The organism is Nocardia sp. NPDC052316, assembly GCF_044547795.1.
Taxonomy (GTDB): domain Bacteria; phylum Actinomycetota; class Actinomycetes; order Mycobacteriales; family Mycobacteriaceae; genus Nocardia.
Genome location: NZ_JBIUBB010000001.1, coordinates 857701 through 871890, shown reverse-complemented (window position 1 = coordinate 871890; position 14190 = coordinate 857701). Strand labels below are relative to the sequence as shown.

General features: G+C 68.8%; 12 protein-coding genes and 1 tRNA gene. 7 read left to right on the top strand and 6 right to left on the bottom strand.

Translation table 11 applies throughout. From position 1 onward, the window contains the following. Positions 1 to 27: 27 nt before the first annotated feature. Together ACIHA7_RS04050 and egtD are read left to right on the top strand one after the other, a co-directional pair. On the top strand, positions 28 to 915 hold the full coding sequence (locus tag ACIHA7_RS04050; protein ID WP_397285321.1) for a class II glutamine amidotransferase: 888 nt from the start codon (positions 28 to 30) through the stop codon (positions 913 to 915). Next, positions 912 to 1883 (top strand): L-histidine N(alpha)-methyltransferase, encoded by a 972-nt coding sequence (gene egtD / locus ACIHA7_RS04045; RefSeq protein ID WP_397285319.1) that lies wholly within the window; start codon positions 912 to 914, stop codon positions 1881 to 1883. The genes ACIHA7_RS04050 and egtD overlap by 4 nt, the downstream gene beginning before the upstream one ends. Here the strand turns inward: egtD and ACIHA7_RS04040 are convergent. The 6 genes from ACIHA7_RS04040 to ACIHA7_RS04015 all read right to left on the bottom strand — a co-directional run bounded on the left by ACIHA7_RS04040 (position 1880) and on the right by ACIHA7_RS04015 (position 6579). Beyond that, complete coding sequence (locus ACIHA7_RS04040; protein ID WP_397285317.1) at positions 1880 to 2542, bottom strand: DUF2461 domain-containing protein; 663 nt, start codon at positions 2540 to 2542, stop codon at positions 1880 to 1882. The two genes, egtD and ACIHA7_RS04040, sit on opposite strands and share 4 nt — an antisense overlap. Positions 2543 to 2569: 27 nt before the next feature. Then, positions 2570 to 3445: a hypothetical protein gene (locus tag ACIHA7_RS04035; RefSeq protein WP_397285315.1), complete on the bottom strand. Its 876-nt coding sequence runs from the start codon at positions 3443 to 3445 to the stop codon at positions 2570 to 2572. A gap of 128 nt (positions 3446 to 3573) precedes the next feature. Continuing rightward, the gene (locus ACIHA7_RS04030; RefSeq protein WP_397285313.1) at positions 3574 to 3834 is read right to left on the bottom strand and encodes a hypothetical protein; all 261 of its coding nucleotides are present in this window, start codon (positions 3832 to 3834) and stop codon (positions 3574 to 3576) included. A 99-nt stretch (positions 3835 to 3933) separates the two neighbouring features. After that, entirely contained in the window at positions 3934 to 4914 is a 981-nt protein-coding gene (locus tag ACIHA7_RS04025; protein ID WP_107659278.1) for a ribose-phosphate diphosphokinase, read from the bottom strand. Beyond that, positions 4911 to 6401 carry a bifunctional UDP-N-acetylglucosamine diphosphorylase/glucosamine-1-phosphate N-acetyltransferase GlmU gene (gene glmU / locus ACIHA7_RS04020; RefSeq protein WP_397285311.1) on the bottom strand — a complete coding sequence of 497 codons (1491 nt, stop codon included), beginning with the start codon at positions 6399 to 6401 and terminating at the stop codon, positions 4911 to 4913. The genes ACIHA7_RS04025 and glmU overlap by 4 nt, the downstream gene beginning before the upstream one ends. 107 nt (positions 6402 to 6508) lie before the next feature. Continuing rightward, positions 6509 to 6579, bottom strand: a tRNA-Gln gene (locus tag ACIHA7_RS04015). A gap of 222 nt (positions 6580 to 6801) precedes the next feature. Here ACIHA7_RS04015 and ACIHA7_RS04010 point away from each other — a divergent pair. From ACIHA7_RS04010 to ACIHA7_RS03990, 5 genes are all read left to right on the top strand, one after another. Next, positions 6802 to 7455 (top strand): TetR/AcrR family transcriptional regulator, encoded by a 654-nt coding sequence (locus ACIHA7_RS04010; protein WP_135233382.1) that lies wholly within the window; start codon positions 6802 to 6804, stop codon positions 7453 to 7455. Between the two features lie 183 nt (positions 7456 to 7638). After that, positions 7639 to 8286 (top strand): TetR/AcrR family transcriptional regulator, encoded by a 648-nt coding sequence (locus ACIHA7_RS04005; protein ID WP_014988187.1) that lies wholly within the window; start codon positions 7639 to 7641, stop codon positions 8284 to 8286. A gap of 214 nt (positions 8287 to 8500) precedes the next feature. Further along, entirely contained in the window at positions 8501 to 12115 is a 3615-nt protein-coding gene (gene mfd, locus ACIHA7_RS04000; protein ID WP_397285308.1) for a transcription-repair coupling factor, read from the top strand. Further along, positions 12112 to 12867, top strand: a complete 756-nt coding sequence (locus ACIHA7_RS03995; protein WP_397285306.1) for a MazG family protein — start codon at positions 12112 to 12114, stop codon at positions 12865 to 12867. Before mfd ends, ACIHA7_RS03995 begins: the two co-directional genes overlap by 4 nt. Before the next feature lie 123 nt (positions 12868 to 12990). Then, the gene (locus ACIHA7_RS03990) at positions 12991 to 14082 is read left to right on the top strand and encodes a glycerol dehydrogenase (RefSeq protein ID WP_397285304.1); all 1092 of its coding nucleotides are present in this window, start codon (positions 12991 to 12993) and stop codon (positions 14080 to 14082) included. Positions 14083 to 14190: the final 108 nt, after the last annotated feature.

Genomic DNA, 14190 nt, shown 5'->3' with positions numbered 1-14190 from the left:
CGGCCGATCGACGAGAGGTGGTTACTGATGTGCCGACATCTCGGTTACCTCGGCCCCGCGGTGAGTGTCGGTGAGATGCTCACGGCCGGTACGCATTCCCTGCGCACCCAGGCCTGGGCGCCGCGGGACATGCGCGGCGGCGGCACGGTCAACGCCGACGGGTTCGGTGTCGCGTGGTGGCGGGCCGCGCAGGTCGAGGGCACCCGAAATCCCTTGGCGACCAGTGCTTTGCCCGGCGACGGCGCGCCGAACAGCACGTTGATCGCCAGCCGGTATCGCAATGCCGCGCCCATCTGGACCGACCCGGCGGTGGAAGAGGTGCTGGCGCAGCTGCATTCGACCGCCGTGCTCGGGTCGATCCGGTCGGCCACCGTTGGCATGCCCATCGAGCGGACCGCGTGTGCGCCGTTCACCAGCGGCCGCTGGGCCTTCAGCCACAACGGTGCGGTGCCGAATTGGCGTCCGGTAGTCACCGCGGTGTCCTCCGACCTGGATATGGCCGCCACCCAGGTCGGCGCGACCAGGCTCTTCGAGACGATTCAGCTGCTCGAAGCCGAAGCGCCGACCGACGCCGCGACGCTGTGGGTGCTGCTGCGGCAGATGCTCACCGCGATGGAGCCGGGCGGTTTCGTCGACTCCCCGGGCACGGCCCTCGGTCTGCTCGTGTCCGGCGTGCTGCGCCACGCACCCAACGCGCGGCTCAATTTCCTGCTCGGCGACGGCGAAACCCTCTGGGCCACCACGGTGCACCACTCCCTGTCCGCGCTGATCACCGACACCGTCGCGGTGCTCGCCTCCGAACCCTACGACGACGACCCGAATTGGCAGTCGATCCCCGACCGCAGCCTGGTGATCGCCCGGCCAGGCCAGCTCACCATCGACCCATTGCCCGACGGCACGAAAGGCGCACGATGACCGCACCGACGCTGGAGATCCACCTATCCGATGACGACCTCACCTCGGCTTTGCGGGCCGATGCCCGGCTCGGCCTGACCGCCGACCCGAAGTGGCTGCCGCCCAAGTGGTTCTACGACGCGCGCGGCAGTGAATTGTTCGAGCAGATCACCGAGCTCCCCGAGTACTACCCGACGCGCACCGAGCGCGCGCTGCTCGAGCGGGTGGTCGGCGAGATCGCCCGGGTCGCGCAGGCCGAGGTGCTGGTCGAGCTCGGCGCGGGCTCGGCGGCCAAGACGCGGCTGCTGTTGTCCGCGCTGACCGCCGAGGGTCCGTTGAAGACCTATGTCCCGCAGGATGTCTCGGCCACGGCGCTGCGGGCCGCGGCGGACGAGATCGCGGACGAGTTTCCCGGGCTCGCCGTGCACGGTGTGGTCAGCGACTTCACCGACACCCTGCACAACCTGCCCGGCGGCGGCCGCCGGATGATCGCGTTCCTCGGCGGCACCATCGGCAATCTGGTCCCCGCCGAGCGCGCCGAGTTCCTGGCGAGCATCTACGAGGTGCTCGAGCCGGGCGAGCAGCTGCTGCTCGGTGCGGGCCTGGTGATCGATCCGGCCGTGCTGGTCCCCGCCTATGACGACGCCGCAGGGGTCACCGCTGAGTTCAACCGGAATGTGCTGCACGTGTTGAACTCTCGACTCGACGCCGATTTCGCGCCGGACAAGTTCGAGCACCTCGCGCTGTGGGACGCGGCCAACGAGTGGATCGAGATGCGCTTGGCGGCCACCGAAGACATGACCGTCACGGTCCGCGACCTGGACCTCACGGTGCGCTTCGCCCGCGGCGAGCAGCTGCGGACCGAGATCTCGGCGAAGTTCCGGCTCGACGGTCTCGCCGCGGAGCTGAGCACCGCGGGGTTCAGCACCGAGCAGGTGTGGACCGACCCGGACGACCGCTTCGCGCTCGTCCTCGCCGCCCGCGACTAGGCCAGCAGGGGCGACCTGGTGGTCGCCCCGCTGACCACGGCGCCGAGCCAATCGATGAGGGGCCGCATCGTCTCCCAGGCGGTGCGGATCTCCTTGGCTGCCCGCGGCTTGTCCAGCCACGGCGGCGCCCCGAACTCCTTGTTGCAGACCAGGGCCTTGCGCCGGAGCAGGTCGATGCGCGGGTGGTCGGCGTCGTAGCCTTTCGGCTTGGTCTTGAGCTGTTCACCGCCGATCGTGTACCCGGCTTTTGTCAACTTCGCCAGGATCTTTTCCAACTCCGGCCCGCGCACCTCGTGGTCGATGGTGGCGCGCAGCTGGGCGATCTGTTCCGACGAACCGCCGTAGAAGCCGCCCGCCACGTAGAGTCCCGCCGCGCCGATCTGCACATACCAGCCGGTGCTCGGCGCCACCGACACGTACGCGCCCTGATGGTCCTTGTACGGCGTCTTGTCCTTGGCGAAACGCACGTCACGATACGGCCGGAAGATCTTGGCCGGACCGAAATCCGGCTCCAGCTCGGCGGTGAGGGCGAGCATCGGCGCCTTCACCGCCGTCTCGTACACGTCTTTGTGCGCGGTCCAGAACGTCTTCGAGTTGTCCGCCTCGAGATCCTCGTAGAAATCCAGCCCCGCCAGCGGAAAGCCGCTGAACTTGGTCATGACTGTGCCTCGCTCATACCGAGCAATCTACGTTCTCAGGTCTCCGTTGAAGATGAGGAACCCCACCAGGAAGCCGATGATCATGGTAACGCCCGAGGCGATCGCGGCCCACTTACCGAGGGATTCGCCCTTGCTGTGGCCGATCAGACCCAGGACGATGCCCGCGGGGCCGAACAGGATGGGGCAGAACAACACCGCGACCGCGGCGCAGACGAATCCGATGATGGAGAACACCTGGGTGCCTGCGGTACGCGGGGTGGCATACGGCTCGTAGGACTGCTGTGGGTAAGCGCCGTAGCCTTGCTGCGGACTCTGCTCGCCGTAGCCGCCGCTCGGCGGGTAGTTGTACATTCCGCCCTGCGGATACTGCGCCGGGCCGCTCGCCTCGTGGAGTCGGCCGCCGCCCGGGTACTGCGGCGGGCTCGCATCTTGCGGCTGACCACCCCAAGCCTGCTGTCCACCCGACGGATCCGCACCGGCGTACGGCTGCGCGTCGGATGGCCCGGAGCCCCACGATGGCTGACTGCTCTGCGGCCCGGCAGGCCCGGCGTCCCCGGAGGGTTGGCTACTCGACGGTCCCGCAGGTCCCGTACCCCACGGCTGCGGGTGCCCGCCGAGCGGTCCGCTCGGCGCGTCGGTGGGCTGCCACCACTCACCGGGCGCGGGCGGCGGCGGGGTGTACGGCTGGCTCGAAGGTTCCGCGGCGCCAACGTCTTTCGACAGCGAGGGCGGAGTGCTCGCATCCGCGGATTTCGCCGACGTACCGGAGTCGCGCGAGGCAGGTGCGGCACCGGCGTCCGCCGACGGATCTCCCGACCCGGTCTCACTCGCCGCCGACGCGGACTCCGCGCCCGCCGACCCCGGCGCACCGCTGGGACGTTCCGGATGCTGCGGCGTACTCATCGCGCCTCCTCGTGTGGTCCGGTCGCCATCGCCGCGTTCCACCGCCGTCGACCACCGACAGCGGACGGATCGCGTCCGGCATGTCCGTCATGCGTACCACGGCGGCCGAGTTGTCATAGCCGATTGCGCTAGAGGTCGGAATCGTCGACGAGCTCCATGGCGATCACCTCGGCGGGCCGCTCGTCGTCCTGGGCCTTCTCGGCACGCTGTTCGCGCGGGGTCGACTCCTGCGCCAGCGCGTCGGCGATGCCGAGCCTGCCGTCGTCCTCGTTCTCGTGATAGCGAAACCGCAGTTCGGCCGGCGGATCCTCGATATTGCGCCGGTAGGCGCGGATCTCGTCGGCTTGGTCGTCGTCTCCCATGTCTGTGTCCAACGGTTCACGGTCCATACCTCCCAGTATCCCCGTGCAAAGCCATAGCAACCGGATCCGGCGCAAAAGAAAAGGCGGCCCGGACCGAAGCCCGAGCCGCCGTTTCGCGGTGCGTACCTATGCGTTGCCGTTGAAAAGACCCGTGACCGAGCCGTTCTCGAAGACCTCGCGGATGGTGCGGGCCAGCAGCGGGGCGATGGACAGCACCGTCAGCTGCGGGAACTTCTTCTCTTCGGTGATCGGCAGCGTGTTGGTGACCACAACTTCCTTGGCGCCGCAGGCGGCGAGCCGCTCCGCGGCCGGGTCGCTCAGCACGCCGTGCGTGGCCGCGATGACGACGTCGCCGGCGCCCGCGTCCTTGAGCACCTTGACCGCGCCCGCGATGGTGCCACCGGTGTCGATCATGTCGTCGATCAGGATGCAGGTGCGGCCCTCGACGTCACCGACCACGCGGTTGGCCTTGATCTGGTTGGGCACCAGCGGGTCACGGGTCTTGTGGATGAACGCCAACGGCGAGCCACCGAGCGAGTCGGCCCACTTCTCGGCGACGCGCACGCGGCCGGAGTCAGGGGAGACCACGGTGATGTGATCGAGGGTGTAGTTCGTCCGGATGTACTCGGCGAGCTGCAGCTGCGCGTGCATGTGATCGACGGGGCCGTCGAAGAAGCCCTGGATCTGGTCGGTGTGCAGGTCGACGGTGATGATGCGGTCCGCGCCCGCGGTCTTCAGCAGGTCGGCGACCAGGCGAGCCGAGATCGGTTCGCGGCCGCGGTGCTTCTTGTCCTGGCGGGCGTAGGGGTAGAACGGCAGCACGGCGGTGATCCGCTTGGCCGAACCGCGCTTGAGCGCGTCGATCATGATGAGCTGCTCCATCAACCACTGGTTCAGCGGCGCGGGGAAGCTCTGCAGCACGAACGCATCGGAGCCGCGGACCGACTCCTCGAACCGGACGAAGATCTCGCCGTTGGCGAAGTCGCGTGCCGTCTGCGGCGTGACGTGGACGTCGAGTTCCTTGGCGACCTGCTCGGCCAGCTCAGGATGAGCGCGTCCCGAGAAGAGCATGAGGTTCTTCTGGTTGTCGATCCATGACGCGGTCACTGCTGTTTGCCATCCTTTTGCTCGATTGCCTGACCGGAGTTGTCTGTGGCGGCGTTGGCTTCTGCCGCCGCGCGCGCCGCGGCCGTTCCAGGACGGTGCCGCTGCACCCAGCCCTCGATGTTCTTCTGCGGTCCGCCGGAGATCGCGAGTGCGCCGGGCGGAACGCTTCTGCGCAGTACAGTACCCGCCGCCGTATACGCTCCGTCACCCACCGTTACCGGGGCGACAAACATCGTGTCGCTTCCCGTTCGCACATGCGATCCCACAGTGGTGTGATGCTTGGTCACTCCGTCGTAGTTCACGAAAACGCTCGAAGCGCCGATGTTGCTGTGCTCGCCGATGGTCGCGTCACCGACGTAGGTCAGGTGCGGCACCTTGGAGTGCGCGCCGATCGAGGCATTCTTGGTCTCCACGAACGCGCCCAGTTTGCCGGAGTTGCCGACCACCGTGCCCGGACGGAGATAGCTGAACGGGCCGATGGTCGCGCCGGGGCCGATCATCGCGCCCTCGCCGTGCGTGCGGATGACTCGGGCGCCCTCGCCGACCACCACGTCGTGCAGCGTGCTGTCCGGCCCGATCTCGGCGTCCTCGCCGATCACGGTGTCGCCGAGCAGCTGCACGCCGGGGCGCAGGATCGCGTCCCTGCCGATGCGCACGCTGGCGTCCACCCAGGTGGAGGCCGGGTCGATGATGGTGACGCCGGCCCGCATGTGCCGTTCCAGGATGTAGCGGTTGAGGGTGCTCGTCGCGCTGGCCAGCTGGACCCGGTCGTTCACGCCGGTGACCTTGGCCGCGTCGACCAGGCGGGCGCCGTGCACCGGATGCCCGGCCTCGCGGGCCAGTCGCAGCACGTCGGTCAGGTACAGCTCGTGCTGGGCATTCGCGGTAGACAACCGGCTGATCATGGTGCGCAGCACGTTCACGTCGAACGCGTAGACACCCGAGTTGACCTCGGTGATCGCGGCCTGCTCCGGGGTGGCGTCGGCGTGCTCGACGATCTCGAACACCCGGCCGTTCGCGTCACGGACGATGCGGCCGTAGCCGTTCGGGTCGTCCGGCACGAAGGTCAGCACCGTCACCGCGGAACGCTCGGTGTAGCTGCGGTGCTCGTCGAGCAGCGCGGACAGCGTGTGCCCGTCGAGCAGCGGGACATCGGCGGAGGTGACGAGCAGGTCACCGGTGAAGCCGACGGGCAGCGCGGCGAGTGCGCACTGCACGGCATGCCCGGTACCGAGCTGCTGTTCCTGAATGGCGGGGGTGATCTCCCGGCCGAGGTCGGTGGCCACCGCGTTGACGGCCGCGCCGACCTGCTCGCGGTCGTGGCCGATCACGGTGATCAGATATGCGGGGTCGATCTCGTTCGCCGCATGCAGCGCGTGTGCGAGCATGCTCCGACCGGCCAGCGAATGCAGCACCTTGGGGGTCTTCGACCGCATTCGCGTCCCGGCACCGGCTGCGAGAACGACGACGGCGGTCTGCTGTGGCATGGATCTCCCTCGGCTGCCTGTCATCGTGCTTGGCTCTGCTCATCGTGCGGGGGTCTGCTGTGCTGGGCGCCGATGTGCGGGCCAACGATAGTCATCGTGCTGCCGAGCTCCGCCGCCAGGACTCGAACCTGAACTATCTGAACCAAAATCAGAGGTGCTGCCATTACACCACGGCGGATTGTCACATCGGCGGATCGGGAACACCCGCCGCTGTGCCACGGCACGGGAAAGATCCTCGCATACACCCGTGCCTCTCCGCGATTCTTGCCGGTAGTTGGAGCGTCGACAGCGTCGCGGCGAGAGTTCATCGGGGGCGCGCCCGGGGTTGACGGCGCGATCTGCGGTGCTGTCTGGAACAGTTAAGGCACCGGACGGTCTTTGGCGAAGGGAGGCGGGAGCGATGTCTACCAGTGAACCGCCCAAGGTGTCGCGGCCGCGGATGACGGGTACCCAGCGACGCCAGCAACTGATCGAGATCGGTCGCGCGCTGTTCGCCGAGCGCGGTTACGACGCTACCTCGATCGAGGAGATCGCGCAGCGGGCCCAGGTCTCCAAACCCGTGGTGTACGAGCATTTCGGTGGCAAAGAGGGGCTGTACGCGGTCGTCGTCGACCGGGAGATGTCGATGTTGCTCGACATGATCGTCTCCTCGCTCACCCAGAATCGTTCCAGGGTGCGGCTCGAGCAGGTCGCGCTCGCGCTGCTCACCTACATCGAGGAGCGCACCGACGGCTTCCGCATCCTGGTGCGTGATCAGCCGACCGGCAACGCCGAGGGCCGATACTCCAGCCTGCTCAACGAGGCCGTGAATCAGGTGGCGCACATCCTGGCCGGCGACTTCGATCGCCGCGGCTTCGACACCAGCCTGGCCACCCTGTACGCCCAGGCGTTGGTCGGGCAGGTGGCCACCGCCGCCACCTGGTGGCTGGACGAACGCAAGCCGTCGAAAGAGGTTGTCGCCGTGCATTTGGTGAATCTGTGCTGGAACGGGCTGAGCCATCTGGAGGCCGACCCGCACCTCAGCTCGGAGTGGCGCGCCGGTATCGAGGAGTGAGCTCGGGTTGTTAACCAGCGAATTGCGAAGCGGGTCCAGTCGAATGCTCGAATTGACTGCCGAGGGCCCGCCTGGTGGTACGGTTCACCCATCCTTTGGGTGCTGTTCGGGCGGTAAGTCGGTCTACTTCGTGATGTCGGTCTACTTCAGGATGGCTGGTTTTTAGGATGACAGGCGGATCTGATGGCTAGGCAAGCGCGCGCGGAGATCACCCGCGACTCCGTTCTTGCGGGCGCTGCCGATGTCTTTCTGCGCTTGGGTTACGCGAACGCGAGTCTGAGCGAGATCATCGCGCAGTCCAATGTGACCAAGGGCGCCTTGTACTTTCACTTCGGCTCGAAGGAAGAGCTGGCGCGCGCGGTGGTCGACCAGGGCAACGAGCGGCTGGTCAGCTCGTGTCAGGGCTTCTTCGATCCCCGGGTGCCCGCACTCGAGGCGTGCATCGGCATCACCTACGTCGTTGCCGACCTATCGATGAACGATCCGATGGTCGGCGCGATGCTCAAGCTGACCCATCAGATCGGTGACTACCGCGGCGCGCAGGGCGACAACATCGCCAAGACGTGGGGCGACACCTACCGCGTACTCTCCGAAAGAGCCATCGCCCAAGGGGATTTGCAGCCCGAGCTCGATGCCGAGGTGATCGGCATGCTGCTGCAGGAGATGACCGCGGGCGTGCACATCATCGCCGTCGGCACCGAGTCGATCGACCAGATGGCGACCAGGATGGAGCGCGTCTGGTACTTCCTGCTCCCGTCGATCGTCCCCGCCGAGAAGCTGGCCTACTTCCGCGAGTTCGCGGCGCGGCGCCTGCGTCGCTATGTGCCCTGAGCCCTATCGCCGTCTCGACGCTACTTGTCGGTGACGACTGATTTCGTGAGCACATGGGTAACTCACCGGGTACGGGCTGACCCAGCTCGCTCCGTTCCCGGCGGCCGCCAACGCTACGGACGTGGCACCTAGGTCTGGCCTGAATACGCGGAGAGGCGGGACCGCTAGACTCGGCTCGCTGCTGGAATTACCCGGCTCGAGCTCAGGAGTTGTGATGCCGACCCAACGCCCACCACTGGCGGGACTCGCGGCGGCCGCCGGTGCCGACACCGCGTTGCGGACCGTCACCGAGCTGGTCGGCAAGTCGTCGGTCGAGCTGGTCGGGCCGTCCGGGGTGCGTCCGTTCGTGGCCGCGACGATCGCGGCGAAACGGCCGCTGGTGGTGGTCACCGCGACCGGGCGCGAGGCCGACGATCTGACCGTCGAACTCGAGGAGATGCTCGGGCCGACGGTCGCGCAGTTCCCGTCCTGGGAAACCCTGCCGCACGAGCGGCTCTCACCCGGTGCCGACACCGTCGGGCGCAGGCTCGAGGTGCTGCGCAGGCTGGCCCACCCCGAGGACCCGGCCTTCCCCGCGCCGCTGCGCGTGGTGGTGACCACCGTGCGGTCGCTGATGCAGCCGATGGCCGGTGGGCTCGGCGACATCGAGCCGATCGTGCTGTGCGTGGGCGCCGAGCTCGACTTCGACGAACTCCTCACGCGCCTGGTCGAATTCGCTTACAGCCGGGTCGACATGGTCGGCAAGCGCGGCGAGTTCGCGGTGCGCGGCGGCATCCTCGACCTCTTCCCGCCGACCGCCGATCATCCGGTGCGCGTGGAGTTCTGGGGCGACGAGGTCACCGAGCTGCGCCCGTTCGCCGTCGCCGACCAGCGCTCGCTACCCGAGGTGTCCGTCGAGGTCGTCGTCGCGCCGCCCTGTCGCGAACTGCTGCTCACCGCCGCGGTGCGCGCGCGGGCCGCCGAGGTCGCCGCCGCCAACGCGGCCGACGCCGCGCTGGTCGAGATGCTGGAGAAGCTGGCCAACGGCGTTCCGGTGGACGGCATGGAGGCGCTGCTTCCGGTGTTGCAGCCCGGCGAACTGCGCCTGCTCACCGAGGTGTTGCCCGAGCACACTCATCTACTGCTCTGCGATCCGGAGAAGATCCGCACCCGCGCCGCCGACCTGGTGCGCACCGGTGAGGAGTTCCTGGAGGCGTCCTGGACCGCGGCCTCCTTCGGCGCCGCCGCCCCGCTCGGCGCACACGGGCTCGACCTGGCCGCGTCCGGCTATCGGGCGCTGCCGGTCGTGCACGAGAGCGCCGACCAGCACGGCCTGCCCTGGTGGACGCTGAGCCCGCTCACCGCGGGCGTCCCCGAAGAAGTGGTGCTTCCGGTGCTGGCCGGGCCGACCGCCCGCGGCTCCGACGAACTCGTGGCGACCATCTTCGCCTCGCTGCGCGCGCACGTGGCCACCGGCGGCCGCGCCGTGGTCGTCGTCGCCGGACACGGTACGGCGCAACGCATTCTGGAACGCCTCGCCGAGGCCGACGTGCCTGCCGCCGCGCTTGATCCCGGCGCCGAGCCGAGCAACGGCGTGGTCGGCGTGCTGTGCGGTTCGCTGCACGACGGACTGGTCTTCGACGACGCCGGGCTGGTCGTCGTCGCCGAGTCCGATCTCACCGGCAACCGGATGACCGCCCCCGGCGACGGCAAGCGACTGCCCGCCAAGCGCCGCAACCAGGTCGACCCGCTGGCGTTGAACGCGGGCGACATGGTGGTGCACGACCAGCACGGCATCGGGCGATTCGTCGAGATGATCGAGCGCACTGTCGGCGGCGCCCGCCGGGAGTACCTCGTCATCGAGTACGCGCCGGGCAAGCGCGGCCAGCCGGGCGACCGGTTGTTCGTGCCGATGGAGTCGCTGGATCAGCTGTCGCGCTACGTCGGCGGCGAGCTGCCGAGCCTGTCCAAGCTCGGCGGGTCGGACTGGGCCAACACGAAACGCAAGGCGCGCAAGGCGGTTCGCGAGATCGCCGGTGAGCTGGTGCAGCTGTACGCCGCGCGCCAGGCGGCGCCGGGGCATGCGTTCGGTCCCGATACCCCGTGGCAGCAGGAGATGGAGGACGCGTTCGCGTTCACCGAGACCGTCGACCAGATGACCGCCATCGCCGAGGTGAAGTCGGACATGGAGAAGCCGGTCCCGATGGACCGGGTGGTGTGCGGCGACGTCGGCTACGGCAAGACCGAGATCGCCGTGCGGGCCGCGTTCAAGGCGGTGCAGGACGGTAAGCAGGTCGTCGTGCTGGTGCCGACAACGCTACTGGCGCAACAACATCTGCAGACGTTCGCCGAACGGGTCGCCGGCTTCCCGGTCACCGTGAAGGGCCTGTCCCGGTTCACCGATCCGGCCGACGCCCGCGCCGTGCTGGAGGGCATGGCCGACGGCAGTGTCGACATCGTGGTCGGCACGCACCGCCTGCTGCAGACCGGCGTGCGCTGGAAGGACCTCGGGCTCGTCGTGGTCGACGAGGAGCAGCGCTTCGGTGTCGAACACAAGGAGCACATCAAGGCGCTGCGCACCCACGTCGACGTGCTGACCATGTCCGCAACGCCGATCCCGCGCACCCTGGAGATGAGCCTGGCAGGCATCCGCGAGATGTCGACCATCCTCACCCCGCCGGAGGAGCGGCATCCGGTGCTCACCTATGTCGGCGCCTACAACGACAAGCAGGTCACCGCCGCGATCCGGCGCGAGCTGCTGCGCGACGGCCAGGTCTTCTACGTGCACAACCGGGTGTCCTCGATCGACAAGGCCGCCAAGCGGATCCGCGATCTGGTGCCCGAGGCCAGGGTGGCCGTCGCGCACGGTCAGATGAACGAGGACGCCCTCGAATCCACCGTGGCGGGCTTCTGGGAGCGCGAGTTCGACGTGCTCGTCTGCACCACCATCATCGAGACCGGCCTCGACATCTCCAACGCCAACACGCTGCTGGTGGAACGCGCCGACACCCTCGGCCTCTCGCAGCTGCACCAGCTGCGTGGCCGGGTCGGGCGCAGCCGGGAGCGCGGGTACGCCTACTTCCTGTACCCGCCGGAGAAGCCGCTCACCGAGACCGCCTACGACCGCCTCGCCACCATCGCGCAGAACTCCGATCTCGGTGCGGGCATGGCCGTGGCGATGAAGGACCTCGAGATCCGCGGCGCGGGTAACGTGCTCGGCGCCGAACAGTCCGGGCACGTCGCGGGCGTCGGCTTCGACCTCTACGTCCGGCTGGTCGGCGAGGCCGTCGAGGCGTACCGGGCCGCCGCCGACGGCAGGCCGATCACCACCGAGGAACCCAAGGAGATGCGCATCGACCTGCCCGTCGACGCGCACATACCGCCCGACTACATCGGCAGCGACCGGCTCCGGCTGGAGGGGTACCGCAAACTGGCCTCCGCGCAGGACGATTCGACCCTGGCCTCGGTGGTCGAGGAGCTCGTCGACCGGTACGGCCCGCTGCCGGTCGAGGTCGGCCGCCTGGTCTCGGTGGCCAAGCTCCGGTTGCTGGCCCGCGAGTACGGCGTCACCGAAATCGCGGTCACCGGAACAACACTCAAGGTCTCGCCACTGCAACTGCCGGACTCGAAGCAGATGCGGCTGAAACGGATCTACCCCAGCGCCAGTTATCGCGCGGCCAGCGGGGTGATCTCGCTGCCGCTGCCGCGCGTCGAAGACAGCGTCGGGGCGGACCGGGTCCGCGACGTCGTGCTCCTGCAATTCGTCGCCGACCTGCTGCTCGCCCTGGACGGAAAAGCGCAGGGTGCGGTAGATCTCACCACCGCGACCGAGGTCTCGGCCGCGCGATGAGTACCGACCGGGACGAGGCGGTGCTGCGGGCCGCTCGCCACGCTGCCGCCAGCAGGCCGAACGAGGCGCCCTCCGACACCGCGGTGGTGGCGGCCGGTCTCACCGGTGCCGTGGAGGTCATGGACCGCCTGTGGAACTTCGGCGGCTGGGAGGTCACCCAGACCCACGACTCCCTGCGCCCGTACCTGCTCGAGGAGACCTACGAACTCCTCGACGCCATCCAGCACAACGACGCCGAGACCATCAAGGAAGAACTGGGCGACCTGCTGCTCCAGGTGCTCTTCCACTCCCGGATCGCCCAGGAGGCAGGCGAGTTCACCGTCGACGACGTGGCGGCCGCGCTGGTGGCCAAGCTGGTCAACCGCAGCCCCTACCTGCGCGACGCCGACTTCGCCGCCGACACCTCGCTCGCGGAGAAGATCGCGGCACAGGAAAGTGCCTGGGAAGAACGCAAGTCCGCGGAGAAGGCCCGCCGCTCCTGCCTCGACGGTATCGCCATGGCCCAACCCGCGCTGGCCCTCGCCGAGAAGATCCGCGACCGCAGCACCAAGGCGGGCCTCCCCGCCGAGCTGATCCCGGAGGACCTGCGGGTCGTGCACCTCGGCGGCCCCGACAGCGCCGAGGAACGCCTCCGCAAAGCCACCCTCACCTTCGCCGCCGCCATCCACGCCGCCGAAGACGCCGCGGAGACCGCCCGCGGTGAACGCCGTCCACTCACCAGCGACGACTGGTACCGGTACTGGGTGCAGTGACGCCGCTGAGCCGATCGCCACGACGTGGACCGCTGACCGCGTAGCGTTGGCACGAACGTCGGCGATCGGGCCGCGGTGTGCACCGGATTCGGCACCGCCCGGCCCGGGATCGGGAGGTTTCGGATGTTGAGTGTGTTCTCCGCACCGGGGCACTACGTGCAGGGGCGCGCGGCCACCGAACAACTCGGCGCGGAGATGACGCGTCTCGGGATCGAGGGGCCGGTCACGATCGTGGCGGGGCGTAGCGCGCAGCGGCTGTTGGCCGACGCGTGGGAGCGTTCGTTGACCGACGCGAAAATCGCTTACACCGTGCATCTTTCGAGCGGCGAGTGCACCAGGGCGGAGATCGCGACGATCACCGCGGCGGTGCGGGACAGCGGCAGCACCGCGGTGCTCGGCGCGGGCGGTGGGAAGGTGCTCGATTCGGCGCGTGCGGTCGCCGACGACCTGGCGCTGCCGATGATCAGCTGTCCGACCACCGCGTCGAGTGACGCGCCGTGTAGCGCGCTGTCGGTGATCTACACGGCGGCAGGCGAAGTCGAGACCTACCAGCTGGTCCGCCGCAACCCGGCGCTGGTGCTGGTGGACACCTCCGCCATCGTCCAGGCACCCGCCAGGCTGCTCGCCTCGGGCATGGGCGACGCGCTCGCCACCTGGTTCGAGGCGCGCACCTGCACGGCCGCGCGGGTACGCAATATGCGCGGCGGCGCGTCCACCCGCAGCGCCACCGCCCTCGCCGAACTCTGCTACCACACGCTGCTGGCCGACGGGACGCAGGCCTTGGCGGCGGTGCGCGAGCACGCCGTCACCCCGGCGCTGGAGCGCATCGTCGAGGCCAACACCCTGCTGTCCGGTCTCGGCTTCGAATCCTCCGGGCTGGCCGCCGCCCACGCCGTGCACAACGGATTGACCGCCGCTCCGCAGACGCACGCGTTTCTGCACGGCGAGAAGGTCGCCTTCGGCGTCCTCACCCAATTGGTGCTGGAAGGCGCCGCGGCCACCGAGATCGATACCGTGCTCGACTTCTGTACCGCGGTGGGCCTGCCCACCACCCTCGCCGCGCTCGGGCTCGCCGACGCCGACGAAAACACCCTGTCCGCCATCGCGACTCGGGCCACCGCACCCGGCGAGACGATCCACAACGAGCCGTTCACCGTCGACGCCGCGATGACCCTCGACGCGCTCCGCGCCGCCGACGCCCTCGGCCGCCGCTGACCCGCACGCCGGCCGACCCCCCACATCGACTCAAACCCCTATTCGGCTATGAGACGCGTCACTGATCAATTCGGCGCGCGGTGACGTCGGCCCACCTCGGCGGGATTT

Coding starts and splice junctions, on each gene's coding strand:
- ACIHA7_RS03995 (WP_397285306.1), top strand. CDS start 12,112: ATGAGTACCGACCGGGACGAGGCGGTGCTGCGGGCCGCTCGCCACGCT.
- ACIHA7_RS04010 (WP_135233382.1), top strand. CDS start 6,802: ATGTCTACCAGTGAACCGCCCAAGGTGTCGCGGCCGCGGATGACGGGT.
- mfd (WP_397285308.1), top strand. CDS start 8,501: ATGCCGACCCAACGCCCACCACTGGCGGGACTCGCGGCGGCCGCCGGT.
- ACIHA7_RS04030 (WP_397285313.1), bottom strand. CDS start 3,834: ATGGACCGTGAACCGTTGGACACAGACATGGGAGACGACGACCAAGCC.
- ACIHA7_RS04005 (WP_014988187.1), top strand. CDS start 7,639: ATGGCTAGGCAAGCGCGCGCGGAGATCACCCGCGACTCCGTTCTTGCG.
- egtD (WP_397285319.1), top strand. CDS start 912: ATGACCGCACCGACGCTGGAGATCCACCTATCCGATGACGACCTCACC.
- ACIHA7_RS04050 (WP_397285321.1), top strand. CDS start 28: ATGTGCCGACATCTCGGTTACCTCGGCCCCGCGGTGAGTGTCGGTGAG.
- glmU (WP_397285311.1), bottom strand. CDS start 6,401: ATGCCACAGCAGACCGCCGTCGTCGTTCTCGCAGCCGGTGCCGGGACG.
- ACIHA7_RS03990 (WP_397285304.1), top strand. CDS start 12,991: ATGTTGAGTGTGTTCTCCGCACCGGGGCACTACGTGCAGGGGCGCGCG.
- ACIHA7_RS04040 (WP_397285317.1), bottom strand. CDS start 2,542: ATGACCAAGTTCAGCGGCTTTCCGCTGGCGGGGCTGGATTTCTACGAG.
- ACIHA7_RS04035 (WP_397285315.1), bottom strand. CDS start 3,445: ATGAGTACGCCGCAGCATCCGGAACGTCCCAGCGGTGCGCCGGGGTCG.